This window comes from Mesorhizobium loti (assembly GCF_013170705.1).
GTDB classification, from domain to species: Bacteria; Pseudomonadota; Alphaproteobacteria; order Rhizobiales; family Rhizobiaceae; genus Mesorhizobium; species Mesorhizobium loti_D.
In genome coordinates this window covers 3,469,240-3,493,810 of sequence record NZ_CP033334.1, presented here as the reverse complement: position 1 = coordinate 3,493,810, position 24,571 = coordinate 3,469,240, and the positions used below count along the sequence as shown (strand labels likewise).

The following is a 24,571-nucleotide window of genomic DNA, read 5'->3' as shown; positions in this document are numbered from 1 at the left end:
AAAGCTCGGGGTAATGCATCATGTTTCGTCCTTTGGTTATCGTGCTTGGTCTGCTGTCACTCGCCGCTCCGGCCTCGGCGCGCGTGATCCCGTTTCCGGCGGGCTTCAAGACCCAGTCGATCGAGACCAACGGCACCAGCCTGCATGTGCGCGTCGGCGGACAAGGGCCCGCGGTCATCCTGCTGCACGGCTTCGGCGATACCGGCGACATGTGGGCACCGGCGGCGACAAAGCTGATGAAGGATCACACGGTGATCGTGCCGGACCTGCGCGGCATGGGCCTTTCGGCACATCCGGACAGCGGCTATGCCAAGAAGAACCAGGCGGTCGACATCGCCGGCGTGATGGATGCGCTGAAGATCGACAAGGCCGACCTGGTGACGCACGACATCGGCAACATGGTCGGCTATGCGCTGGCCGCGCAATATCCGAAGCGCGTCACGAAATGGGTTGTCATCGACGCACCGCTGCCGGGCATAGGTGACTGGGACAAGATCAAGCAAAGCCCGCTGCTCTGGCACTTCAACTTCCGCGGCCCCGACATGGAGCGGCTGGTCGCGGGCCGCGAGCGCATCTACCTCGACCGCTTCTACAATGAACTGTCGGCCGACCCGAAGAAGATCGACGAGGCGACGCGCGCCCACTACGCAAAACTCTATGCGCGGCCGCATGCCATGCATGATGCTTTCGAGCAGTTCAAGGCATTCGACCAGGACGCCGTCGACAACCAGGCGATGCTTGCCGCCGGCGGCAAGCTGCCCATGCCGGTGCTGGCAGTCGGCGCGGAGAAATCGGCGGGCACGTCACAGGCCGACATCCTGCGGTTCGTCGCGTCGGACGTGACGGGCGCCATCGTGCCCGCATCCGGCCATTGGATCATGGAAGAAAACCCGGATGCCACGGTCAAGCTCATCACCGATTTCCTCGCCAGGTGACAACCGGCCGGCGATCGTCCCGGGCCTGCTGAACCCGATCTCATGAAACCAAGCCGATGGGTTCTCCCGCGCAAGCGGCCCGTCACGACAAAAATGGAGCCATTCGATGTCGTTGTCGCATCTTCTCTTGTCGGGAGCCGCCGTCCTGATGGCGATGGCCGCGCCGGCCTCGGCCGCCGGCGCGCCGAAGAAAACGGTCGTGCTGGTGCATGGCGCCTTTGCCGACGGCTCGAGCTGGAGCAAGGTCATCCCCCTGCTGGAGGCCAGGGGGCTCAATGTGGTGGCGGTGCAGAACCCGTTGAGCTCATTGGCCGCCGATGTCGACGCAACCAGGCGGGTCATCGATGCCCAGCCGGGGCCGGTCATCCTGGTCGGCCATTCCTGGGGCGGTGTCGTCATCAGTCAGGCGGGCGTGAACGACAAGGTCAAGGCGCTGGTCTACGTCGCCGCCTTCGCGCCCCCAAAGGGCGTGTCGGTGAACGATCTTGGCAAGGGGCAGCCGCCGCTGCCCTGGGCAAGCGCCCTGGAAGCCGATAGCGGCGGCTATGTCAGGCTAAGCGCCGAAGGCGTCGCCAAATATTTCGCGCAGGACCTGCCGCCGAGTGAAATCAGCCTGATCGCAGCCACGCAAGGTCCGACCTTTGCCGGTATCTTCGACGAGAAGCTGACGGCCGCCGCCTACGAGACCAGGCCGAGCTTCTACATCGTCGCCAGCCACGACGGCATGATACCGCCGGCGGCTGAAGCTGCGATGGCCAAGGCCATCGGCGCCGAGGTGACCGAGCTTGCGACCAGCCACATTCCAATGCTCTCCAAGCCGCGCGAGGTTGCCGATGTCATTCTGGCGGCCGCCGACTCGATGAAATAGGGCGCGGGCCGGATCGGTCCGTCATCCGTCCGCGAAGACCATCTCCAGGATCCAGGGGCAGGCATAATAGTCTGCGATGCGATCGATGACGCCGCCATCGGCATGGATACGCACCAGATAGGCCGGCCGCCATGCCTCGCCCCGCGGCCTGTCGACGACCAGCACGGCCTCCCCTTCGATCGCATCTTGCCGCATGCGCCAGGGCTCGCCGCGCTCGTATTCGACGAAATAGGGCGAGCGCGAGAGCAGGCCATTGTAGCAGTCCGAAACCCGCAGCCGGGCATCGGCGCTGGTCAGCGCCCGCACCCCGTCCCAGTCCCTGGCATTGAAGAGTTCGACATAGCGGCCGAGCAGCCGCTCCAGTTCCGGGTCGTGCGCGGGTGCCGCAACCGGTTGCGCCGGAAGAGCGGCGAGCTTGGCGCGGCCGCGATTGAGCGCCGACTTGACGCCGCCCGATGTCGAGCCGACCAGGTCGGCGATCTCCTCCAGCGAATGGTCGAGGACATCCTTGAGCAGCACGCAGGCGCGCTCCTTCGGCGGCAGGTGCACCACCAGCCGCTCGATGGCGCGGCCGGCGCCCGCACCGGCGGGCTCGACCGGCAGCACGATCTCATCGCTGGCATAGGAGGCTTCGGCCTTGAGCCGCGTGCGGCGGTTGCGGATGAAGTCGATGCACCTGTTATGGGCGATACGAAACAGCCATGGCCGCAATGCCTGTGCATCGTCGAGCAGCGCGATCTTGCGGTAGGCCTCGAACAGCGCCTCCTGCATGATGTCCTCGCCGTCGAGAGCCGAGCCGGTCATGCGCGCGCAGTAGCGGTGGAGACGGACGCGCAAATGCGAGACCGTCTCCAGGAATGCCCTGTAGCGCAGGTCGAACAGGCCTTCGGGATCGAGGCGCGGCTCGATGCCTTGCCTCGTTTCACGGGATGCGCGGATCTGCTGGTTCATCACGGCACGTCGCTTAGGGCAATTCCAGGAAAAGTGTGTAGCGGTTTTCCCGGGACAAGCGCGTAGCGCTTGCCCTTGGGAATTGCGTCAAGACAAAGAGTTAGAGCAGTTCGCCGTTTCCGTGAAACGGCGAACTGCTCTAACGTCACCGCAGCATCGCGCAAGCGCGGTACTTCCACAAGCGCCAAGCCCAGCCGGCGCATGGTCACGCCGCCCTTTCGCCGGTCGCCATGGCGACGGCATCCGGCAGGCCCAGCCTCGGCCGCACCCAGGCGGCGAAGCGGCCGATCGCGTCATCGGCCTCCGGCGCCCGGCCGGCCATCATCTGGAAGGAGTGCAGCATGCCGTCGAAGACATCGAGGCGCGTCTCGATGCCCGCCTGCCGTGCGCGCTCGGCGAACATGCGGCTTTCGTCGACCAGCGCCTCGTCGGCACCGGCCTGCAGGAACACAGGCGGAAAGCCGCTCAAGTCGGCGTAGAGCGCGCTGACCTCCGGATCGAGCCGGTCGCGGTCGCCGATGAAGTTGGTCACCAGCCAGTCGACGGCCTCCCTGGCGAAGGCCGGATCCTTCTTCCGGTTGGTCTCGTAGCTGGCGCCGGTCAGTGCCATGTCGAACCAGCCGGAGATGATCAGCGTGGCGGCTGGCAACGGCCGGCCTTGCGAACGCAGCCGCTGCAGGAGGCCATAGGTCAGCACCGCTCCGCAGGAATCGCCGGCAAGCGCGATCGATTTTGCGTCGACGCCCTGGTCGATGAGCCAGTTCCAGGCGGCCATCGCCGCCTCGAGCTGCGCCGGGTGCTTGGCCTGATGCGCCAGTGGATAATCGTAGGCCAGTGCCCGGCAGCCGACGGCCTTGGCCAGATGGCCGACCAGCTTGCGGTGCGTGTAGATCGAACCGCCGATGAAGCCGCCGCCATGGGCGTAGAACAGCACGCGCCGCGCGTCGGCGCCCTTCGGCACGATCCACAGCGCCGGCACGCCGCCGGCATCCACCTCGCTATAGTCGACACCGCCCGGCTCGCCGGTCAGCGCCGTCCAATGCGTGTCGTTGTAGTCGATGATCGCCTGCGGGCTGGTCAGCTTGCCCGCATTGGCTGCGATCGCCGCGTAGTGGTTCCTGTTTGCCTCGCTCTCAGTGCTCGCCATGATGGTCTCCCGGGGTTGCCGATCGCCGACTGCGACCTTCGAGAAGCAGAGACGGACGGGCGGGCAAAAAGGATACGCGGCCGCCGATGCTTTTTCCCGAAGTTCGGCTAAGCCTCGCCTCTGAACATGGCCGCGTGGCGTTGGGCGAATTCGACGAACGGCGTCGGCCGCACGCCGAACATGTCGTGCGTCGCAAGATGCACCCGCGATTTCGGCCGCCGCAGCCGCTCGGCCAGTTGCTCGTCCAGCGCATCGGCGAAACCGGCCGGAATGCCGGCGGCCAGCAAATTGCGCCGCCGCTCCGCGGGGCTGATATCGACATAGCGGACCGGCTTGCCGATCGCCTGCGATATGCGCGCCGCGATGCCGGTCATGGTCAGCGCTTCCGGTCCGGTCATGTCGAGGCTCTCGCCTTCATGGCCGCCATCGCGCAGCAGCCGGAAGGCTACCTTGGCGATATCCTCGACGTCGACGGGCGACAGTTCGGTGTCGCCGAGCGCGAGGTGGAAAGCCCCCTCGGCCGCAATGGTCGGCGCGTCGCGCAGGTACACCTGCATGAACTGGCTGGGGCGCAGATGCGTCCAGGCCATGCCGGCCGCTTCCAGATAGCGCTCGACCTCCTCATGCATGCGCGTGAAGCGGAACTTCGTCGCGTCGTAGCCGATGTTGGATTCGGCACCGGAGAACTTCACCACATGCGCGACACCGGCCTGCCGGCAGGCATCGATGAAACGGCACTGCGTCTCCGTCATGTCTTCGGCGGCGGTCGAAATCATCAGGACGCGGTCGACGCCGTCGAGTGCCGCGCCCAGCGTTTCCGCCCGGCGCATGTCGCCCTCGACCAGTTCGACGCCGGCAAGTCCGCCGAGCCCCGCCATGGACGCCCGCTTCGGGTCGCGAACCAGCGCCCTCACCTCGTGTTTTTGCCGCGCGAACTCGTGCACGATCGCTTTGCCGTTCAGGCCCGTGGCGCCCGTCACCAGGATCATCGTCTTCTCTCCGTCTGGGATTGAGGCGGCCGCCACGCCGGCGACCGCACCTTGAAGACGAACAGACGAGGGCAAAGGATTCTGGCCAAACGGTTTTTTTGGGAACTCGCCGTACCCGATCACCGCGCCGGGGCGTAGCGGTTGACCACCATGCCGCAGGCATAGGCCTTCGAGCCGAGCAGGAGCAGGTTCTGGAAACCGCCCTGCTCGAAGATGCGGCGTCCCGCGCCCAGCACCGCCGGGTTGATGAACAGCTGGAACTCGTCGACCAGCCCGGCCGCGATCAGCGCCGACGCAAAGCCGGCGCCACCGAAGACGGCGATGTCGCCGCCCTCGCCCGCCTTCAGCGCGGTCACTTCGCGCGGCAGGTCGCCGCTGACCACCGTCGTGCGTTCCCAGCGCGAGGATTTCAGCCTGCCGCTCGGCACCACCTTCCGGGCCTCCACGATGCGCTGGGCGAAGGCGTGGAACGGATCGGCCGGAAACCTCTTCGCCGCATTGCCCCAATGGGTCAGATACCCCTCCTCGGCCATCTTGCGGCTGAGCAGGATTGTGTCGATCCCGGCGAAGATGGTGTTGAAGTCGCGCTTCAGCTCCTCGTCCCAGGCGCTGTCGTCGCCCCATTCCCAAAGCTGCCAGCCATGATCCTCATAGGCGCCGACGAAACCGTCGACCGACATCTGCATCTGAAGGATGAGCTTCTTCATCGTCGTCTCCCCGCGGGATCAAAAGAAAATTGCTTTACTTTTGGAATCATTGACGCGGCCCAAAAATGATGTCAATGGTAAAGTGATTTAAAAATGGAAGCATAGAGATGTCGATGCGTGAAAGATCCGGCTGTCCGATCAGCCTGTCGCTGGAACTGCTCGGCGACCGCTGGACGCTGCTCATCATCCGCGACCTGGTCTTCGCCGGGAAAAAGCATTTTCGCGAGTTCCTGCAGTCCGATGAGGGCATCTCCTCGCGCACGCTGGCGGAGCGGCTGCAGACGCTGCAGGACGAAGGCATCCTCACCCGCAGCGACGACCCGAGCCATGGGTTGAAGGCGATCTACCGGCTGACCGAGGCCGGCATCGACCTTTTGCCGGTGCTGGCCACGCTAGGCGCGTGGGGCAGCAAGCACCGCAAGGCCGACGGCCACCTGGCCCGGATTGCCGACGAACTGGCGGCCGGCGGCGCACCAGCGTTGGAACGGATGAAAGCGGCGCTGCGGGCCGAGCATATTGTCTAGGCGGCGCCCCTCCTTCCCTCATCGGAACGGGTTTCAGCAAACGGTTTCCCTTGACAGAAATCACCTTTTGTTCTCTATTCGTTCGCATCTATCAGCAACTGCGGATGAGCGGTCGGGATGGAAACGACAGCCACCATCCTGCATGCCGATCTCGACGCGTTCTATGCCTCGGTCGAGCAGCTGCTCGATCCATCGCTGCGCGGCAAGCCGATCGCGGTCGGCGGCGGTGTGGTGCTCGCCGCCTCCTATGAAGCGCGCGCCTTTGGTGTGCGTGGCGGCATGCCGGGGCGCAAGGCGCGCGAGCTTTGCCCGCAACTGATCTTCGTCGGCGGCAATTTCAGCCACTACCAGCGGCTGGGCGACGCGGCGATCAAGGTGCTCGACGATTTCACGCCGGTGGTCGAGCGCATTTCAATCGACGAGGCCTTCGCCGATGTCGCCGGCTGCACGCATCTGTTCGGGCAACCGGCAGAGATCGCCATGGCGATCCGCCACCGCGTGCGCACGGAACTTGGCCTGCCGATCTCGATCGGCGTGGCCCGCACCAAGCATCTGGCCAAGATCGCCTCGCAGGTCGCCAAGCCCGACGGGCTGGTGGTGGTCGATCCCGGCACCGAGCTCGCCTTCCTGCATGATTTGCCGGTTTCCCTGATGTGGGGCGTCGGCCCGGCGACCAAAGCGCGGCTGGCCGAGATCGGCGTGGAGACCATCGGCCAGCTGGCCAGGACGCATAGCGGCGCGCTGACGCGGCTGCTCGGCCCCGCCGCCGGCGAAAAGCTTGCCGCCCTGTCGTGGAATCGCGACCCGAGAAAGCTGGAAACCAGGCGCCGGGCACACTCGGCAGGCGCGCAATCGGCGCTTGGCCAGAAACCCGCCGTGGCGCGGGTGATCGTGCCGACCTTGCTGCACCTGGCCGACCGCGTCGCCAGCCGCCTGCGCGCCAAGGCGCGGCCCGGCCGCACGGTGACGGTGCGCGTGCGCTTTGCCGACCTCAGCGCCGTCACGCGCTCGATCACGCTGGAGCAGCCGATCTCCGCGACCACCATGCTGGCCGAGATCGCACAGGACCTGGTGCGCGGCGTGCTCGCCGATCATCCCCGGGAAAAGACGATCTCGCTGCTGGCGATCTCGGTTTCGCATCTGGAGGAGAGCGCCGAACTGCAGCTCGACCTGCCGCTCGGCCTCGCCGACGAGAAGCGCCGGCCGGGCAGCAAAAAAGGCCTTGCCCGCTTCGGCGCCGACCGCGCCATCGACAAGATCCGCGAGCGCTTCGGCAAACAGGCCGTCGGCTACGGCACCGTGGCGTTGGAAGCGGCGCGCTCCGTGCCCGACGAATTCAGGGAACTGGCGGAGAAGGAACTGTGAGCAGAAGAAAGCTCCAACGTCAGCTACGGTAGGTGGCCGACGCTAGATGTCAGCAATCTCAAAACTACATAGTTAGCAGTATTTGATCTCCTGAGCGATGAGGCGGAGAAAGCGCATCGGCGACCTTGGGAGTTGCGGCATAATTCGCGCCATTGAATGTTGAGTAGATTAAACGACCAGTAAATTCATATAGAAGAGAGATCGCAAGCCAAACGGATTGTTCGCCAACTTCCGCTAAGCTACCAAACTCTGATGAGGTAGCAAAAATTCCATGTTCGACAATCAAAATCGCGTCAATAGCACTATTATCAACTAATTTCTGCCTGACAATATCTGCACGCGACCATCCCTTGAAACCAATAGCTATAAAAGGAATGCGAGGCGATGGTCGAGATCCTATTATTAAGCCAGAGGGAGAGCTCCTTTTTATTTTTGAAAGCGAGTTCGCAGTGTGAATAACTTCTTTCCATTGCGCCTGTATATCGGATTTTATTTCGAGGGTCGCGGCAACAGTTTCAGCAAGATAGAGTCGATGATGCGGACTGCCAACAGCGGGCAGTGATGGCCCGAGGGGAAACTCTACAACGACATCTATTTGACCTGATTGATTGCCTTCCAAGTCCACGACATCGCCAGAACCAAATCTGTAAATTGGTGGAAATACATCCTTAAGAAATCCATCTACAAAGGTTTCGCGCTCACGCCCTTTCGTAGCAGCAGACATAGGTGCACTTGCTTCGTAGCTGGCCATCAACTGCTTTCTAATACCACCGAGGCGACGCAAGACATTATCAACGGGCACACCAGCCTCCAGACAGTTGACAGGATTGAGTGTCGAAATTTCACAATGGAAATAGACCGCCTGACAGGTAAATCATCTTGCAGCCGGATAATGAGATATCGTACGTTCCGATTTACAGTTTATGCTCACTTAATTCATTCAGATTGGCTACAGCGCCTTGTTAAGATCGATCAAATATCCAGCCGCCTTCAGTTCCTTCGCAAGTAAAACCTTCCAAATTCCGGAATCGTCAACCTTCGTGTAGATCACACCATCGAAATCACTCGGGGTTTCGACATCACCTCTTACTAGGGCAGCCACATTGGAGGGCCCCAATCGGCCAAGAAAGAAGCCCAATTCGAGGATTACATTTTGGCGGGCGCGTTTCATTCCCGATACCAGCTCATCGTCCGGTGACATAAGGACAATAGCGAACCCAATACTGTCCGCTTCGTCTCGAAATTTCTCAATTATGGTCCGCCCTTTATTGGCCTGCTCGTGGAGAATGATAGGCTCATAACCAAGTCTCGTCACAAAACGGGCGACAGATTCCTTCGTTCCGTTATCATGGCCATGGACGATAAAGATCTTGTTTGACCGATTCCCATCGAATACAGCCTTCTGAAGCCGCTCCCCACCAGATAGATCCGCCGCCTCCTCTATTCTTTCATCAAGTAGACGGATTGCCGCCTGCAGCAATTGAATAGAACGATTTCGATCTTCCGCAACATGCTTTACCTTGTCATGGTAAGCAACATCACCTCCCAATATAAGCGGCCAATCGAACTTAGAAGCCGGGAAATACCGATTATACTCGATACTTCCTTTTCCAAAGGTCTCGTCAAGAGCGGTTTCTACCGACGTCGACAATGGTCGCACTGTGGCCCAAGGGTCATTTTGATCAAGGGTCTTGGGATCGAATTCCGTAACCTCGGCCAGGCGCTTCTCCAGGCGGCGCTTTCCACGTCGCATGTCGTCGGGGGTTAGGTGAGCAGACTTTGGAGCGTCCATGCTAGGTTTTCGTACCACTACCGAATCCTTCGAAAAACAGATGAACTCGAAGCAGAGAAAGCAAAGATGTCACGCTGAGGCAACAGACCTCGCCCTGCCAAAAGCGTAGTACACTGGATTAAGTTATCGCGGGGCACCAGAAAAGGTGATGACACGACCACCCAAGCCCGGCCGTCGCCGTGAAATGCTTGCCAAACCGCGCCATGCCGCCCATACAGCCTCTCGGGCGGATCGCGCATCCTGAGAGGTCCTCGCCTCTCCCATCTCGCCGGGATACTGTCCGATGTCCGCGACGCCGTACCCTTGGTCGAAGCCTTGACGGCCTCCTCCCCAGCCTCGTCACCATCGCTTGTCCACCTTGGCTGGTCGGATTTCTTCGCCGATCAGCTTGAACTGGGCGAGGCAAGCCTGATCCCGACCCGCATCGCCATGGTCCACCGTGACCGGCTGAGCGGCCTGTCCCAGGCAGGGCAAACCGACCTGACGCTGGCGCCGCAGGCCACCACCGGAGACTATGCCGTCGGCGACTGGGTGCTCGTCGAGCCGCATGATCAGCTTGTGAAGCGTCGCCTGACCCGCAAGACGGTTCTGGAGCGCCGCACCCAGGGCGGCCGGGTGCCGCAGCTGGCCGCGGCCAATGTCGACACGCTGTTCATCGTCACCTCCTGCAATGCCGACTTCAACATCGCGCGGCTCGAGCGCTATCTGGCGCTGGCCAACGAGGCCGGAACGACACCCGTCATCCTGCTGACCAAGGCCGACACGGCTGAAGACGCCGAGGCGTATCAGCGCCAAGCCGCCGCGCTGCAGCGCGGATTGACCGCGGTGACGCTGAACCCGCGCATAGCGGGTGCCGCGACCGCCCTCGCCGCCTGGTGCGGCGCGGGGCACACGGTGGCGCTGATCGGTTCCTCCGGCGTCGGCAAATCGACGCTGGTCAACACGTTGGCCGGATCAGCGCGGCAATCGCCGCAGCAGACCGGAGCCGTTCGCGAACACGACGACAAGGGACGCCACACCACCACGGCACGGTCGCTGCATGCCATTGCCGGCGGCGGCTGGGTGATCGACACGCCGGGCATGCGCACGCTGCAGGTCAGCGACGTCGGCTACGGCATCGACACGCTGTTTGCCGAGATCACCGAGCTTGCCCCACTTTGCAAGTTCCGCGACTGCACCCATGTGCACGAACCGGGCTGCGCGGTGCAGGCTGCCATCAAGGCCGGCACGCTCGATCCCGAGCGCCTGGCCCGCTGGCGCAAACTGTCCGGTGAAAACCAGCACAACACGCCGGTGCGGACAGGACCACGCGGCGCCAAGTCCTCCGCCGGCCGCGGCAAGCGGCGCTGAACGGCCGCCCTACTGCCCTACTGCCCTACTGCCCTACTGCCCTACTGCCCTACTGCCCTACTGCCCTCAAAGCCGGGCCGTGCCGAAAACCCTGTCCCAGAAAATCGACGTCACACCGAAATTGGCGGTGTCGTCGATATGGTGGTGCACGGCATGGCGGCGCTTGAGCGTGTAGAGGTAGCTCGGATGCGAGGGATGCCAGTGATGGATCATGTGATGAACGCTGATGTACCAGAGATAGCCCAGCATCAGCCCGCAACCGACCGCGCTGGCGATCGCGAAATCCGAGAGCATCCAAACGGGCAGTACGATCAACGCATGCACACCGAGACTGAGCCAGGTCGGCGTGCCCACAGAACTGCGCTCCTCGACATGATGACGATCGTGCAGATCCCTGATGTAGGGAACGTGATGAAGGACGAAGCGGTGCAGGACGTATTCGATCAGCGTCCACAGGCCCAGGCAGATAAGCACCGTGCCGATCCAGTCCGGGGCGCTCTCTTCGCCTGCCTCGATCAGCCCGGCGATCCCCAGTACGGCGATCACCAGCGGATAAACCACGAAATCGCTGTAGTAGCCGATCAGACCCAGTTGCATTTCGGACGTCCCACCTGACTTCGACGCAACCCAAACCATGCTGTCAGATTGCAAGCCCCCGCAATGGGGTGCAATGCGGATGCACCTGACATAACGTCGCAATCTCCCGGCGCAAGACCGGCGCCCATGATCCACGCAGAATCAGGTGAGCGCCGACTTCGCACCGGCGCCGCAAACGGACACACAAAAATGGCAAAACGCAGTGCAGGCCTGCTGATTTATCGCCGAGGCGATGGCGATGTCAGCGTGCTTCTGGTTCATCCCGGCGGCCCGTTCTGGGCGAAGAAGGACGACGGCGCCTGGTCGATCCCGAAGGGGCTGGTCGGCGAAGACGAGGACGAACTCGCCGCGGCGCAACGCGAGACCGCGGAAGAGCTAGGCATCAAGGTCGGCGGACCTTTCACGCGCCTCGGCGACTACAGGCAGCCGGGCGGCAAGATCGTCATCGCCTGGTCCGTCGAGACCACAACCGGGATCGATGTGGCCGCCATCAGCAGCAATACCTTCACCATGGAATGGCCGCCGCGATCCGGGTCGATGAAGGAATTTCCCGAGGTCGACAGAGCCGGCTGGTTCAGCCTGCCCGAGGCCGAGGTGAAAATCCTTGCCGGGCAGCGCCCGATGCTGGCTGACTTGGCGAAGCAACTGGGCTGAGTGATCTCCCCGCTTGTCGAGAGATCCGCTGTCATCCTCCAAACCGTGCCGCCGTCCAGGCCCCGCCTGCGGCATTCGACTCCACCGCCGCCGCGACAAACTTCACTCCCCGTGCGCCATCGACCACGTCGGGCACCTGTGCCGCGCGTGCCGGATCGACCGTACCGCCAGAGCGATGGGCGCGGATGATATCAGCGGCGTCGCGATAGAAATTGGCGAAGGCCTCGATATAGCCTTCCGGGTGCGCCGCCGGCATGCGCGACACGCGCCGCGCCTCCGCCGTCGATCCGTGGCCGCCGCGCACCAGCGTGCGGGTTTCCTCGCCATAGGGCGAAAAGCGCAATTCCTCCGGCCGCCCACCCGACCATTCGAGCCCGGCCTTGTCGCCATGGATGCGCACGGAGAGATCATTGTAGTGGCCAGGCGAGGTCTGGCTGGCCAGGATCGTGCCGCGCGCCCCGTCCGTCCAGCGCACCAGCACATGCGCGTTGTCGTCGAGCCGGCGCCCGGGCACGGCGGTGAACAGGTCGGCCGAGACCGCCTCGGCCTCGCGCCCGGAGATGAAGCTCGCCAGGTTGAAGGCATGCACGCCGATATCGGCCAGGACGGCGGACTGCCCTGCCCTTGCCGGATCGGTGCGCCACTCCGCCTGCTTCTGGCCCTCGGCGTCGATCGGCTTGGTCAGCCAGTCTTGGATATAGGCGCCATGCACCGACACGATCCGGCCGAGCTCGCCCGCCATCACCATTTCGCGCGCCTGGCGCACCATGGCGTAGCCGGTGTTGTTCAGCGTGACGACGAAGCGGCGTTTTTTCGCCTTCGCCAGCGCCACCAGCGCCTCGGCATCGCCGAGCGTCGTCGACAGCGGCTTGTCGCAGATGACGTCGATGCCGGCCTCGAGGAAGGCGGTGGCGATCGGCGCATGCAGATGGTTGGGCGTGACGATGACCACCGCCTCGATACCGTCCGGCCGCGCGGCTTCGGCCTTGGCCATGGCATGGTAGTCGGCATAGCTGCGTTCCGGCGCGATGCCGATCTCGGCGGCCGAAGCGGCGGCGTTCTCCGGGTCGGACGACAGCGCGCCGGCCACCAGCGCGATCTGGTCGTCGAGGCGCATCGCCAGCCGGTGCACCGCGCCGATGAAGGCATTGCGGCCGCCGCCGACCATGCCGACCCTCAGGCGCTTGCCCGCCGACCCATCCGATGTTGCGTAGACCATGTTATTTCCTCCGGGCAGATCATTGGCGACGCGCCAAGCCTCAAGCTCGGCTACCACTTTCGAACATAATTTCCAATTTCCATATTGTAATACGATCGTGCCGCGCTAGCCTGAACATCATGAGTGGGGCGGGCAAATCATCGGGACGGTCTCTCAGCGACGAGGCGGCGACGCGCAAGCGCGGGCGCTCGCTGGCGGCATTGGGCTATATCCAGCCGCAGACCTATGAGGAGCTGCGCGCGGTGCTGTCGTCCGGTACCGTGCATTTCCCCAAGCGCCTGCGCCAGGTGGCGATTTTCCTTTGGCAGCATCCGAGCGATGTCGCGCTCGGCACCATCGCCCAGGTGGCCGCACAGGCCGGCGTGCAGCCGTCGACCCTGGTGCGCTTCGCGCAGATCTTCGGCTATTCCGGTTTTTCCGATTTCCAGGGCCTGTTCAAGGAGCACATCAAGGGGTCGTGGCCGGATGGGCGCGGCGAGCCTCGGACCGAGGCCGAACCCAATGCTCTCCTGCATTTCCTGCATGGCATGGTCGGCGCCTCGCAGGCCTCGCTTGGCCGCGTCGAGGCGGGCTTCGACGTCGGGAGTTTCGAGAAGATGGTGGAGGTGCTGGCGGCCGCCGACCTGATCTATGTCATCGGCTCCAAGCGCGCCTTCCCTGTCACCACCTATCTGTCGCTGACGCTCTCCCAGCAGGGCGTGCGCAACGTGCTGGTCGACAATGTCGGCTCCACCGCGCTCGACCAGGTCGGCTGCATCGGCGGCCGGGATGCGGTGCTGGCGGTGTCCTTCAGCCCTTACAATTCGATCACGCCCGACCTCGTCGCGGTGGCGCATGAGCGCAAGGCCCGCATCGTCACCATCACCGACAGCACGTTCAGCCCGCTGATCCGGCTGTCGGACAGCTGGCTGGAGGTGGTGGAATCCGACTTCGCCGGCTTCCGCTCGCTGGCGGCGTCGCTGGCCGTCGGCATGGCGCTGGTCCAAGGCGTCGCGGCAAAGCGCGGCACATGAGGTGGTGCTGGCACAATTGACTATCGGGAATTGTCGTTCCATATTTCAAAAAATAGAAACTTTGTTCCGGGAGGAGGAATGGAGATCAGGCTCGACGGCAAGGTGATATTGGTCACCGGGTCGACGCAAGGCATCGGCCGCGCCATCGCCGAGACGCTGGCGCGCTCCGGCGCGGCCGGGCTGCTGGTCACCGGCCGCGAGAAGTCGCGTGGCGATGCGGTGGCGGCCGAGCTTTCGCGGCTGGGCACGCCGGCAGTCTTCGTCGCCGCCGACCTCGGAGACCCGGCGACCCCTGCCCTTTTGGCGCGGGCCTGCGTCGAGCGCTTCGGCCGCATCGACGGTCTCGTCAACGCGGCGGGGCTGACCGACCGCGCCTCCTTCCTCGATGCCAGCCTCGACGATTGGGCCTCGCTGTTCGCCGTCAACGCGCGCGCGCCCTTCTTCCTGATGCAGGCGGCCATCGCCGACATGAAGAAGCGCGGCGAGCGCGGCGCCATCGTCAACATCCTGTCGATCAATGCCCATTGCGGCTCGCCCGAGCTTGCCGTCTATTCCGCCACCAAGGGCGCGCTGGCGACGCTGACCAAGAATGCCGCCAACGCGCATCGTTTCGACCGCATCCGCGTCAACGGCATCAATGTCGGCTGGACCGACACGCCGGCCGAACGCACCATGCAGTCCGAAACGCTCGGCCATGGACCGGGCTGGCTCGACGCCGCCAACGCCGCGCAGCCTTTCGGCAGGCTGCTCGAGCCGGGCGATATCGCCAGCCTCGCGGTCTTCCTGCTTTCCGACGCGGCCGGGCCGATGACCGGCGCCGTCATCGATCAGGAGCAGTCGGTGATCGGGGCGAACCGGTGAACGCTGCTCCCAACTCGCCGGAAACGCTCGGGCCGGCCTTGCTTGACCGGCTTCCGTCCGCGGTCCAGACACCGTCCTATGACCGGGCGGCGTTGACGCCCGGCATCGCGCATCTCGGCGTTGGCGCCTTCCACCGCTGCCACCAGGCCGAATACACGGACGACCTGCTCTCGCTCCAGTTCGACCGCTGGGGCATCGTCGGCATCAACATCCGCCCGCCCCGCCTTGCCGACACGCTTGGCCGTCAGGGCGGGCTCTATACGCGGCTGATCCGCGAGAACAGCCATGTCGAGGCACGCGTCATCGGCAGCATCGTCGAAGTGGTCGACAGCCAGGACAGCGCCGCGCCGGCGCTCGACGTGCTGGCCTCCCCCGACATCGAACTGGTGACGATGACGGTGACGGAAAAGGGCTATTGCCACATCCCGTCCAGCGGCGCGCTCGATCTCGGCCATCCCGATATCGTCCATGATCTCGCCAACCCGCAAGCACCGCGCAGCGTGCCCGGCATATTGACGCGGGCGCTGGAACTGCGCCGCGCCACGCATGGCCGGAAGCTGACGCTGCTCTCCTGCGACAACATCCCGACCAATGGCGTCATCCTCGAAAATGTCGTGCGGACCTTTGCCGAACGGCGCGGCAATGGCCTGGCCGACTGGATAGCGGCCAACGCCGCCTTCCCTTCGGCCATGGTCGACCGCATCGCACCGGCGGTGACCCAGGACGATCTCGACAGCGTCGAACAATGGTTCGGTTACCGCGATGCCGCCGTTGCCGTCGGCGAGCCGTTCCGGCAATGGGTGATCGAGAAGAAATTCGCCGGCCGCATGCCGCGCTGGGATCTGGCCGGCGCGACCTTCGTCGAAGACGTGACGCCGTTCGAACATCTCAAGATGCGGGTGCTGAACGGCGCCCAGACGACGCTTGCGACCCTCGGCGTGCTGGCCGGACTTGAACACACATTCGATGCCGTCGCCGACCCGCTGCTGTCGGTCTTCGTGCACCGCATGCTCGTCGAGGAAACGCTGCCGACGCTGATGCCGGTACCCGGCATGGAGCCGCTGGCTTATGTCGAGCAAAGCCTTGGCCGGCTGAGGAACACGGCGATCCGCCACCGCAACCACCAGATCGCCACCGACGGCTCGCAGAAGATCGTGCAGCGTCTGCTCAACCCGATCCGCGACCGCTTGCGGCAGGGCCAGGGCATCGACCTTCTGTCGGTGCCGGTCGCCGGCTGGATGGCTTACCTCGTCCAGGCCTCGGCCCGCTTCGGCAAGCGCTGGCCGGTGTCGGACCCCTATGCCGGCAAGGTCGCCGAGATCGCGGACATGACCGGGCGCGATGCACCGGCGCTGGCCTGCGCCATTCTCGCGATCGACACGATTTTCGACCCTGGCCTCGCCGCGAACGCTACCTTCCGCGAGGCCGTGACCTCGGCGCTTGGCGCGTTGCTGTCGGACGATCCGATGGCGGGTGTCAGGCACAGTCTTGAACAAGATGAGATCGCGAGGTTGAAGCGATCCAAACAATCGGCATTATAGGCACTGGCTTTAGGGGAGGCATGATGAAACTTGGTGTGCTTACGGCACCGTTCGCGCAGACGCCGCTTGGCGAGGTTGCCGGCTGGGCGAATTCCGTCGGCTTCGAGGCGCTGGAGATCGCCTGCTGGCCGAAAACATCTGGCGCGACCCGCCGCTATGCCGGCACCAGCCACATCGACGCGGATGGCACCTCCCCCGCGCAGGCCAAGGAAATCGTTGCCTCGCTGGCGCAGAAGAACCTCACTGTCTCGGGCCTCGGCTACTATCCCAACCCGCTGCATCCGGATGCCGCGCACCGCGAGGCGGTCATCGGCCATCTGAAGAAGGTGATCGTGCTGGCCGCCAATATGGGCGTGCCGGTCGTCAACACCTTCTGCGGCGGCGATGCGTCCAAGACGGTCGACGTCAACTGGCAGGACGCGCTGAAGATCTGGCCCGAAATCGTCGCCTATGCGCGCGGGCACGGCGTCAAGCTCGCTTTCGAGAACTGCCCGATGATCTTCAGCCATGACGAATGGCCGGGCGGGCACAACATCGCCTATTCGCCGCAGGTCTGGCGCCGCATCCTGGAGACCTGGGGCGGCGATGTCGGCATGAATTTCGACCCCTCGCACCTGGTCTGGCAGATGATCGACCAGGCCCGCTTCATCAGGGAGTTCGGCCCCTACATGCTGCATGTCCACGCCAAGGACCTGATGATTGATCATGATGGTTTGTACGAGCGCGGAATCCTTTCGGCTGGCATAGGCTGGCAGGTGCCGCGCATGCCGGGGCTGGGCGATGTCGACTGGAGCGGCTTCTTCTCCGGCCTTTACCGCGCCGGTTATGATGGATCCGTCATCATCGAACACGAGGACAGGCGATTTGAAGGCAGCGACGACCAGGTGAAGCGCGGTTTCCTGCTCGCCCGCGACGTGCTGCGCCCCTTCGTCAAATGAATGAGAGCGCGCCGCATGACTCACTTTGTCAGCGGCGTGTTCCAACAGGTTGAAACTGAAACTGAAAACAATGTGGAGGAGTATTGAAATGAAGAAAATCCTGACCATGGTCCCGCTACTGGCGGGCGCGGCCTTGCTGGCCTCGGTGGGCGTCTCGTCGGCCGCCGGCAAATACACGATCGGCATTTCCAACACCGTGCAGGGCAATGGCTGGCGCGAGGAGATGGTCTGCGCCATGAAGGCGCAGGCGCTGGCTTCGGGCGAAGTCGCCAAGCTCAACATCGCCCACCGCAACACCGACGCCGCCGGCCAGTTGGAAGATATCCGCAACCTGATCAGCGCCAAGGTCGACGCCATCGTCGTCAACCCCGCCGATCCGGCCGGCATCAAGGCGGGCCTGGAGGAAGCCACCAAGGCCGGCATCGTCGTCGTCGCCGTCGACCAGGCGGTCACCGAACCGTCGGCCTACATCATCTCCAACAACCAGGAGCAGTATGCCTATCTCGGCGCCAAGTGGCTGTTCCAGCAGATGGGCGGCAAGGGCGAGGTGTTCTACATGCGCGGCGCCGCCGGCGCTTCCGCCGACTCTGATCGCGACAAGGGCTTCAAGAAGGCGCTGGCCGAATTCCCCGATGTGAAGGTCGCGCAGGAAGTCTTCACCGGCTGGCAGCAGGACCAGGCCAAGCAGCAGATGCTGTCTTTCCTCGCCACCGGCACGCCGTTCAACGGCGTCTGGACGTCGGGCATCGACAACGTCATCGTCGACGCGCTGGTTGAATCGCAGGCGCCTTTGGTACCGGTGGTCGGCGCCGACAATGCCGGCTTCGTCGGCCAGTTGAGCTCGGTCAAGGGCCTCGTCGGCGCTGCCGTCACCAACCCCGGTTCGATCGGCGGCGCGGGTGTGACGCTGGCCTTGCAAATCCTCGACGGCAAGAAGCCGGCACAGCAGACCGTGCTGGTCGACCCGCAGCTGTGGGAAAACGCCACCGAAGAAGGCAAGGCCAAGCTGAAGGCCGCCGCCGACCCCTCGCTCAGCCCCGAATGGCCGGTCTCGATCTCCATCCCGGACTGGACGACGTACACGAAGGACCAGATCGTGGCGTGCAAGGGTCCGGGCGAGTAAGGGCTGCGCCTCTGCCTTCTCCCCTTGTGGGAGAAGGTGGATCGGCGCGCTAGCGCCGAGACGGATGAGGGGTGTTCCAGGGAACGCCGACGCCTCACTCCGCTGGAACACCCCTCATCCGTCGCCTTCGGCGACAGCTTCTCCCACAAGGGGAGAAGGTGGAGCTTTTCAGCAGTACGCCGCGCACAAGCCTGGCGTACTGGTGCATTGAGCAGATCCCATAAATCGAGACCCGAACCATTTGACCACCAGCCCCCTCCTCGACGCGTCAGGCGTCGCCAAGAATTACGGCGCGGTCGCCGCATTGCGCAACGCATCGCTCTCCGTGCTGCCGGGCGAGGTGCATGCGCTGATGGGCGCCAATGGCGCCGGCAAGTCGACGCTGGTGAAGATCCTGACCGGTGCTATCCAGGCCAATGCCGGGCGCATCCTGATCCGGGGCGAGGCGCGTGACATACGCTCGCCCGCCGCCGCCCGCCGCGCCGGACTGCTGCCGGTCTACCAGGAGCCGTCGCTGATCCCCGATCTCGACGTTCTATCCAATCTGCGGCTCACCGGCACGCCGGTGGAGCCGTTCCGCGCCTGGGTGCGCGAGCTCGGCATAGCCGACCTCGACCTGCGCGACACCGCGCGCGACATTCCGCTGGCCGTGCTGCGCGTGCTTGACCTTGCCCGCGCGCTGGCCGTCGAGCCCGATGTGCTGCTGCTCGACGAGATGACGGCCGCGCTCCCGGCCAACCTCGCCGAAAAGGTGCTCGAAGTGGTGCGCCGCCAGGGCGACGCCGGCCGCGCCGTGATCTTCATCTCGCACCGCTTCGTCGAGATATCGGCGCTCTGCGACCGCGCCACGGTGCTGCGCGACGGCGAGACCGTCGGCGTCGTCGACATCGTGCCGGGCATCGAGGAGAAGATCGTCGAGCTGATGCTCGGCACCCGCATCGTCAAGACCCATGTCGCCGCCCGCAGCGCCGCCGAGAAGGCCGCGCCCGCCCCTGCCCAACCGCGCATCGCCGTGAAGAACCTGCGCGTCGGCACCAAGCTCAACGACGTCTCCTTCGATCTTGGGGATGGCGAGGTCGCCGGCGTGGTGGCGCTGGAAGGCCAGGGCCAGGACGAATTGTTTTCCGCCCTTGCCGGTTCGATCCGGCCCTCCGGCGGCACGATCGAGGTCGACGGCCATCAGGTGAAATTCTCGCATCCGATCGACGCCATCCGCTCGGGGATCGCCTATGTGCCGGGCGACCGTTCCGAGGCGCTCGCCATGCAGCGTTCGGTGCGTGAGAACATCGCCCTGCCCTTCAGCGCCGCGCTGCGCAACTGGGGCCCCATTCCCATGCGCCGCGAGCGCGCCAAGGTGCTCAGCGCCATCGAGCGGCTGCAGATCGACACCCGCGCGCAAGGCGAGGTGCAGCGCCTGTCGGGCGGCAACCAGCAGAAGGTGACCATCGCCCGCTGGATCGCGGCCGACGCCCGCACCATCCTGTGCTTCGACCCGACGCGCGGCATCGATGTCGGCACCAAGCAGGAGATCTACAAGCTGCTGCGCGAACTTGCCGGCCACGGCAAGTCGGTGCTGTTCTACACCTCGGAACTCGAAGAGGTGCAGCGCGTCTGCGACCGCGTCATCGTCATCTTCGGCGGCCGCCTGGTCGACATCTTCCCGGTCGAGGAGGCCGACGAACCGGCGCTGATGCGCGCCGCCTACGGCCTGCCGCGCGGCGCCAAGGCCGATGTCGGCATCCTGGCGGCCCCCACCGCCAATGCCTCCGATGCGCCGGAGGCGAAGCCATGAGCCATTTCCTGCGCCGCCAGGGCTGGGTCATCGGCCTGTTCGCCCTCCTCGTCGTCCTGTTCATCGCCACCAAGCTGATCCAGCCCGGCTATGGCAGCGGCGATTTCGGCTCGCTGGCGCGGGCCGTGCTGCCCTACGCCTTCGCCGTCGCCGCGCAGACGGTGGTGGTCATCGCCGGCGGCATCGACCTGTCGGTCGCCGCCATGATGGCGCTGACCAGCGTCACCGCCGCCTCGATGATGGCGGGCGCGTCGGAAGAATACGCGCTGTTCGTCGTGCCCTTCGTGCTCGCCATGGGTTTCGTGCTCGGCGCGCTCAACGGCCTGTTGATCGTCGTCACCCGCGTGCCCGACATCGTCGTCACGCTCGCCATGCTGTTCGTGCTGCAGGGCGCGGCCCTCCTGGTGCTCGATGCGCCGGGCGGCGCCGCCGCCGAATGGCTGAAGGCGCTGATCTCCGGCACCGTGCCGATCCCAGGCCTGCCCGACGCCATCGACGCCTGGCTGCCCAAGGCGCTGCTGGTGCTCATCGTCTGCCTCGCCATCATCTGGATACCGCTGCGGCGCTCGCGCCTCGGCCTCTCCATCTACGCCATCGGCTCGAGCGAGCTGGCCGCGTTCCGCTCAGGCGTGCCGGTCAAGCGCACCCGCATCATCGCCTATGCGCTGTCGGGCCTCTTCGCCGCCTTCGGCGGGCTGGCGCTGACCATGAGTACCGGCATCGGCGCGCCCATCCCCGGCCCCTATCTCCTGGCCAGCGTCGCGGCGGTGGTGCTGGGCGGCGTGGCGCTCGGCGGCGGCAAGGGCGGCCTGCTCGGCCCGATCATCGCCGTCTTCGTGCTGCGCCTGGTGCGCACGGATCTCACGCTGCTAGCCATCGACCCCAACGTCACCGCCATCATCGAAGGCGCCATCATGGTCGCCGTCGTGATGTTCGGCGCGTTCATCACCATGCGGAGCCGGCAACAATGAGCAACGCCGCGACTGTTCCCCAAACCATCCCCTTCGGCCGCCGCCTGAAGCGCTTCATGGCCGACCGGCCGCTGGTGCCGCTGATCATCCTGCTCGTCATCCTGGTGGTGATCCTGCAGATCCTGCGCCCCGGCATCGTCAACGAGCGCTGGATCGCCAACACCATCAAATTCGCCATTCCGCTGGCGATCCTGGCCGGTTGCCAGACCATGACCATGCTGACCGGCGGCATCGACCTGTCGGTCGGCACGGTGGCGACGATGAGCGCCTTCATCATGGCGACGCAGATCGTCAACCAGGACCCTTCCATCGCCTTCCTGCTGGCGATGATGCCGGCCCTGCTGATCGGCCTCGTCAACGGCATCGGCGTCGGCGTCTTCCGCGTCCATCCGCTGATCATGACGCTGGGCACCAGCCTGATCGGTACCGGCTGCCTGCAGGTCTACCAGCGCACGGTGATCGCGTCGGGCGCCAAGATCCCCGACTTCCTGGCCTGGCTCGGCACCGGCGTCACCTACGGCTTCCCCAACGCCTTGCTGCTGTTCATACCGCTGGCTGCCCTCATCGTCTTCACGCTGGCCCGCACCGGCTTCGGCCGCCTGCTCTACGCCGTCGGCGACAATGAGCGCGCAACGCGCCTGTCGGGCGTGCGATACTGGCAGGTCATCACCGCGCTCTACATCACGTCAAGCGTGCTCGCCGGCATCACCGGCCTGCTCTATATCGGCCTGATCAAGGCCCCATCGCTCTCGCTGGCCGAACCCCTGGTCCTGCCCTCGGTCGCCGCCGCCGTCATCGGCGGCACCTCCATCTTCGGCGGCCGCGGCGGCTACACCGGCACCATCATCGGCGCCCTGATCCTCACCGTGCTGACGACGCTGCTGACGATCCTGCAGATGCCGGAGGGGGCGCGGCGGATCTTGTTCGGGCTGATCGTGCTGTTTGTCACGGCGGCTTATTTGCGGATTGTGGAGGAGCGGTGAGAGTTGATAAAGCCCGCAGAGGGAGCGCATGCCGGGCCAGTTCACAATCGGTGTCGTCGGCTACGTCCTGGCGGTAAACCTGCTGGCACACGCCGCCATGGCGTTCAACAAGTCCAGGGCCAGGAACGGTTTACAACGCATTCCCGAGGCGACGCTTCTGACCCTTGCCATGATCGGCGGCGGCATCGGAACCATGATCGCGCAGCAAACGATCCGGCACAAGACGCGCAAGGAGCCGTTCCGCTCCACGCTCGTTGTCATCGCCCTGCTCCAACTCCTCGCCCTGATCGCGCTTATAGTCGGATTGCTCACGACGGGATCGCCCGAAGCGCTCTGGCAATTCCTTACGTCGTGACGGCCGCTTATCCGCGGATTGTCGGGGCGCGGCATGTCCCGTTTCGACTTGATGCGCTTCAGCCTTCTCGCGTGCCGCGATACATTTCCAGGGCTCGGTCCCTGGCCATGGCGTGGTCCACGATCGGTGACGGATAGTCCTTTCCGAGGCAAAGCCCGCAATCCCTGAGGACGGCTGCCGGCGCTTCGAAGGGGCGATGGATGTAGCGGTCGGGCAGCCTGGCCAGTTCGGGAACATAGCGCCTGATGTAGCTGCCTTGCGGATCGAACTTTTCGCCCTGCAGCACGGGATTGAAGATGCGGAAATAGGGCGCGGCGTCGGCGCCCGATCCGGCCACCCATTGCCAGCTTGCCGGATTGCTGGCGGCGTCCGCGTCCACCAGCGTGTCCCAGAACCAGTCCTCGCCGGTGCGCCAGTCGATCAGCAGGTCCTTGACCAGGAAGGATGCCGCGATCATGCGCACGCGGTTGTGCATCCAGCCGGTCTGCCACAGCTCGCGCATGCCGGCATCGACGATCGGATAGCCGGTCAGTCCGCGCTGCCAGGCCTTCAGCGCAGCGGGCGCGCTTTGCCATTCGAAGGCTTCGAAGGCCGGGCGAAAATTCTCCTTGTGCAGGCGCGGCCGGTTGAACAGCAGATGGTAGGAGAACTCGCGCCAGCCGACTTCCTTGCGGAAGGTGTCGGCGTCCTTGCCGCGCCTGCGCCGCAGCGCCGCCATGATCTGGAAAGGCGTTATCTCGCCATGCGCCAGATGCGGCGACAGGCCCGACGTGCCATCAATGCCGGGCAGGTCGCGGTTCTCGGCGTAGTTGTCGAGGCCATCCTCGACAAACCGCGCCAGCCTTTCCCCCGCGCCCTGTTCGCCGGGCTGCCAGCGTTGTGCGAGGCCCGACGACCAATCCGGATGCCTTGGCAGAAACCCGAACGCGTCGAGCCTGTCGGAGGCAAGCTTGCCCTTCCATCCCGTGAGCGAGGCCGGCGCATCGATCGGATCGCGCACATCGTCCTCGGCCAGCCTTCTGTAGAAGGGCGTGAACACCTTGTAGAAATCGCCGGATTGCGTGGCGAGGCGTGACGGCTCGTGCAGCAGGAACCCGTCATGGCTTTTCGCTTCCAGCCCTTGCTCGCGCAGGCCGGACTTCAGCGCCTTGTCGGCATCGATGCCGGCTGGAGAATACCGGCGATTCCAGTACACGGCGCCCGCCCCCGTCTCCTTGACGGCCTCGGCCACGATCTTCTCAGTCGCCCCCCGCCGCAGGAAAAGCTTGCCGCCAAGCTGCTCCAGCGACCGCTCCAGCGCCGCAAGCGAATGGTGCAGCCACCAACGGCTGGCTCCCCCAAGCGGCCGCGCGTCCTTCCCGCTCTCATCCAAAATGAAAAGCGGCACGACCGGCCTGCCCGCAGCGCCCGCCGCCGCCAGCGCCCCATTGTCCGCAACACGCAGATCGTCCCTGAACAGGACGATTATCGGGCCTGCTTGATTTCGCTCCAAACCTGCTCCTTCCAGACAAAAGAAATGGCAACCAGCGATGCGAGGCAGCCCTGCGACAGCCACCGGCTTGAAAACATGCCGGCGTCGTCGATGTCCTTCATCATCTAGAGCGCCGGCCGGTCAGTGACCAGCACGATTGCGGTGTGGGAGGTTTCGGCGGGCGCTGTGTCGAGACGGGGGAGAAGGCCGTGGTGGGCGGCGCGTCCATCTAAGCTGCTGCGCCAGCTTTTGCCCGTACCGGCGAAGGTGGCCACTGCGATAAAGATAGGGATCATCGAATAGATATGTCGTTAGCGCTGCGTAGTGGACGATCGCCGCTCCCAAGCCTCATTTCCCTGCCGGAATGTCTTCCGAACCACGACATGCCGTCAATGGTGCCAGTGAACAGAGCGGGCAGCTACCAA

25 protein-coding genes are annotated in these 24,571 nt (G+C 64.6%); 15 read left to right on the top strand and 10 right to left on the bottom strand.

All coding sequences use genetic code 11. The annotated features are described in order from the left end of the window. The first annotated feature begins 20 nt into the window (after nucleotides 1-20). Nucleotides 21-935: an alpha/beta fold hydrolase gene (locus EB815_RS16950; RefSeq protein WP_056571385.1), complete on the top strand. Its 915-nt coding sequence runs from the start codon at nucleotides 21-23 to the stop codon at nucleotides 933-935. A gap of 106 nt (nucleotides 936-1,041) precedes the next feature. After that, nucleotides 1,042-1,803, top strand: a complete 762-nt coding sequence (locus EB815_RS16945) for an alpha/beta fold hydrolase (RefSeq protein ID WP_056571382.1) — start codon at nucleotides 1,042-1,044, stop codon at nucleotides 1,801-1,803. A gap of 21 nt (nucleotides 1,804-1,824) precedes the next feature. Here the strand turns inward: EB815_RS16945 and EB815_RS16940 are convergent, their stop codons facing one another. From EB815_RS16940 to EB815_RS16925, 4 genes are all read right to left on the bottom strand, one after another. After that, a complete protein-coding gene (locus EB815_RS16940; RefSeq protein ID WP_056571379.1) occupies nucleotides 1,825-2,754 on the bottom strand; it encodes a sigma-70 family RNA polymerase sigma factor in 930 nt (309 codons plus the stop codon). Between the two features lie 205 nt (nucleotides 2,755-2,959). Then, nucleotides 2,960-3,901, bottom strand: coding sequence for an alpha/beta hydrolase (locus EB815_RS16935; RefSeq protein ID WP_056571376.1), 942 nt, complete (start codon nucleotides 3,899-3,901; stop codon nucleotides 2,960-2,962). A 107-nt stretch (nucleotides 3,902-4,008) separates the two neighbouring features. After that, a complete protein-coding gene (locus EB815_RS16930; RefSeq protein ID WP_056571370.1) occupies nucleotides 4,009-4,890 on the bottom strand; it encodes an SDR family oxidoreductase in 882 nt (293 codons plus the stop codon). 119 nt (nucleotides 4,891-5,009) lie between these two features. Then, nucleotides 5,010-5,597: a dihydrofolate reductase family protein gene (locus tag EB815_RS16925; protein ID WP_056571367.1), complete on the bottom strand. Its 588-nt coding sequence runs from the start codon at nucleotides 5,595-5,597 to the stop codon at nucleotides 5,010-5,012. A 107-nt stretch (nucleotides 5,598-5,704) separates the two neighbouring features. Between EB815_RS16925 and EB815_RS16920 the strand changes: the two genes are divergently transcribed. Then, complete coding sequence (locus EB815_RS16920) at nucleotides 5,705-6,121, top strand: winged helix-turn-helix transcriptional regulator (protein ID WP_056571364.1); 417 nt, start codon at nucleotides 5,705-5,707, stop codon at nucleotides 6,119-6,121. Nucleotides 6,122-6,238: 117 nt separating this feature from the next. After that, on the top strand, nucleotides 6,239-7,486 hold the full coding sequence (gene dinB / locus EB815_RS16915) for a DNA polymerase IV (protein WP_056571362.1): 1,248 nt from the start codon (nucleotides 6,239-6,241) through the stop codon (nucleotides 7,484-7,486). A gap of 64 nt (nucleotides 7,487-7,550) precedes the next feature. Here the strand turns inward: dinB and EB815_RS16910 are convergent, their stop codons facing one another. Beyond that, entirely contained in the window at nucleotides 7,551-8,288 is a 738-nt protein-coding gene (locus tag EB815_RS16910) for a DUF6602 domain-containing protein (protein ID WP_155772443.1), read from the bottom strand. Nucleotides 8,289-8,435: 147 nt separating this feature from the next. Further along, the gene (locus EB815_RS16905) at nucleotides 8,436-9,278 is read right to left on the bottom strand and encodes a TIR domain-containing protein (protein WP_056571360.1); all 843 of its coding nucleotides are present in this window, start codon (nucleotides 9,276-9,278) and stop codon (nucleotides 8,436-8,438) included. A 315-nt stretch (nucleotides 9,279-9,593) separates the two neighbouring features. On the opposite strand from EB815_RS16905, the gene rsgA reads away from it, so the two are divergent. Then, nucleotides 9,594-10,628, top strand: a complete 1,035-nt coding sequence (gene rsgA / locus EB815_RS16900; RefSeq protein WP_244494078.1) for a ribosome small subunit-dependent GTPase A — start codon at nucleotides 9,594-9,596, stop codon at nucleotides 10,626-10,628. A 66-nt stretch (nucleotides 10,629-10,694) separates the two neighbouring features. Here rsgA and EB815_RS16895 read toward each other — a convergent pair whose 3' ends face one another. Beyond that, a complete protein-coding gene (locus EB815_RS16895; protein WP_056571356.1) occupies nucleotides 10,695-11,225 on the bottom strand; it encodes a sterol desaturase family protein in 531 nt (176 codons plus the stop codon). Nucleotides 11,226-11,414: 189 nt separating this feature from the next. Between EB815_RS16895 and EB815_RS16890 the strand changes: the two genes are divergently transcribed. After that, nucleotides 11,415-11,879, top strand: a complete 465-nt coding sequence (locus EB815_RS16890) for an NUDIX domain-containing protein (protein ID WP_056571354.1) — start codon at nucleotides 11,415-11,417, stop codon at nucleotides 11,877-11,879. Nucleotides 11,880-11,910: 31 nt separating this feature from the next. Here EB815_RS16890 and EB815_RS16885 read toward each other — a convergent pair whose 3' ends face one another. Continuing rightward, the gene (locus tag EB815_RS16885; RefSeq protein ID WP_056572115.1) at nucleotides 11,911-13,098 is read right to left on the bottom strand and encodes a Gfo/Idh/MocA family protein; all 1,188 of its coding nucleotides are present in this window, start codon (nucleotides 13,096-13,098) and stop codon (nucleotides 11,911-11,913) included. Nucleotides 13,099-13,217: 119 nt separating this feature from the next. On the opposite strand from EB815_RS16885, the gene EB815_RS16880 reads away from it, so the two are divergent. The 9 genes from EB815_RS16880 (at nucleotide 13,218) to EB815_RS16840 (ending at nucleotide 22,675) form a co-directional block, all read left to right on the top strand. Beyond that, nucleotides 13,218-14,111, top strand: a complete 894-nt coding sequence (locus EB815_RS16880; RefSeq protein ID WP_056571352.1) for a MurR/RpiR family transcriptional regulator — start codon at nucleotides 13,218-13,220, stop codon at nucleotides 14,109-14,111. Between the two features lie 78 nt (nucleotides 14,112-14,189). Beyond that, the gene (locus EB815_RS16875; protein WP_056571349.1) at nucleotides 14,190-14,972 is read left to right on the top strand and encodes an SDR family oxidoreductase; all 783 of its coding nucleotides are present in this window, start codon (nucleotides 14,190-14,192) and stop codon (nucleotides 14,970-14,972) included. Further along, the gene (locus EB815_RS16870) at nucleotides 14,969-16,513 is read left to right on the top strand and encodes a mannitol dehydrogenase family protein (protein ID WP_056571347.1); all 1,545 of its coding nucleotides are present in this window, start codon (nucleotides 14,969-14,971) and stop codon (nucleotides 16,511-16,513) included. Before EB815_RS16875 ends, EB815_RS16870 begins: the two co-directional genes overlap by 4 nt. A gap of 20 nt (nucleotides 16,514-16,533) precedes the next feature. After that, the gene (locus EB815_RS16865; RefSeq protein ID WP_246738963.1) at nucleotides 16,534-17,451 is read left to right on the top strand and encodes a sugar phosphate isomerase/epimerase family protein; all 918 of its coding nucleotides are present in this window, start codon (nucleotides 16,534-16,536) and stop codon (nucleotides 17,449-17,451) included. An 88-nt stretch (nucleotides 17,452-17,539) separates the two neighbouring features. Then, on the top strand, nucleotides 17,540-18,574 hold the full coding sequence (locus EB815_RS16860) for an ABC transporter substrate-binding protein (RefSeq protein ID WP_056571345.1): 1,035 nt from the start codon (nucleotides 17,540-17,542) through the stop codon (nucleotides 18,572-18,574). 241 nt (nucleotides 18,575-18,815) lie between these two features. Then, complete coding sequence (locus EB815_RS16855) at nucleotides 18,816-20,366, top strand: sugar ABC transporter ATP-binding protein (RefSeq protein ID WP_056571343.1); 1,551 nt, start codon at nucleotides 18,816-18,818, stop codon at nucleotides 20,364-20,366. After that, nucleotides 20,363-21,337 carry an ABC transporter permease gene (locus tag EB815_RS16850; RefSeq protein ID WP_056571341.1) on the top strand — a complete coding sequence of 325 codons (975 nt, stop codon included), beginning with the start codon at nucleotides 20,363-20,365 and terminating at the stop codon, nucleotides 21,335-21,337. Before EB815_RS16855 ends, EB815_RS16850 begins: the two co-directional genes overlap by 4 nt. Next, nucleotides 21,334-22,320 carry an ABC transporter permease gene (locus tag EB815_RS16845; protein WP_056571339.1) on the top strand — a complete coding sequence of 329 codons (987 nt, stop codon included), beginning with the start codon at nucleotides 21,334-21,336 and terminating at the stop codon, nucleotides 22,318-22,320. Before EB815_RS16850 ends, EB815_RS16845 begins: the two co-directional genes overlap by 4 nt. A gap of 28 nt (nucleotides 22,321-22,348) precedes the next feature. Next, complete coding sequence (locus EB815_RS16840; protein ID WP_056571336.1) at nucleotides 22,349-22,675, top strand: DUF1294 domain-containing protein; 327 nt, start codon at nucleotides 22,349-22,351, stop codon at nucleotides 22,673-22,675. Nucleotides 22,676-22,733: 58 nt separating this feature from the next. On the opposite strand, the gene EB815_RS16835 is transcribed toward EB815_RS16840, so the two are convergent. Further along, on the bottom strand, nucleotides 22,734-24,167 hold the full coding sequence (locus EB815_RS16835; protein ID WP_056571334.1) for a cryptochrome/photolyase family protein: 1,434 nt from the start codon (nucleotides 24,165-24,167) through the stop codon (nucleotides 22,734-22,736). Further along, nucleotides 24,140-24,271: a hypothetical protein gene (locus EB815_RS33960; RefSeq protein ID WP_274534574.1), complete on the bottom strand. Its 132-nt coding sequence runs from the start codon at nucleotides 24,269-24,271 to the stop codon at nucleotides 24,140-24,142. The genes EB815_RS16835 and EB815_RS33960 overlap by 28 nt, the downstream gene beginning before the upstream one ends. Nucleotides 24,272-24,571: the final 300 nt, after the last annotated feature.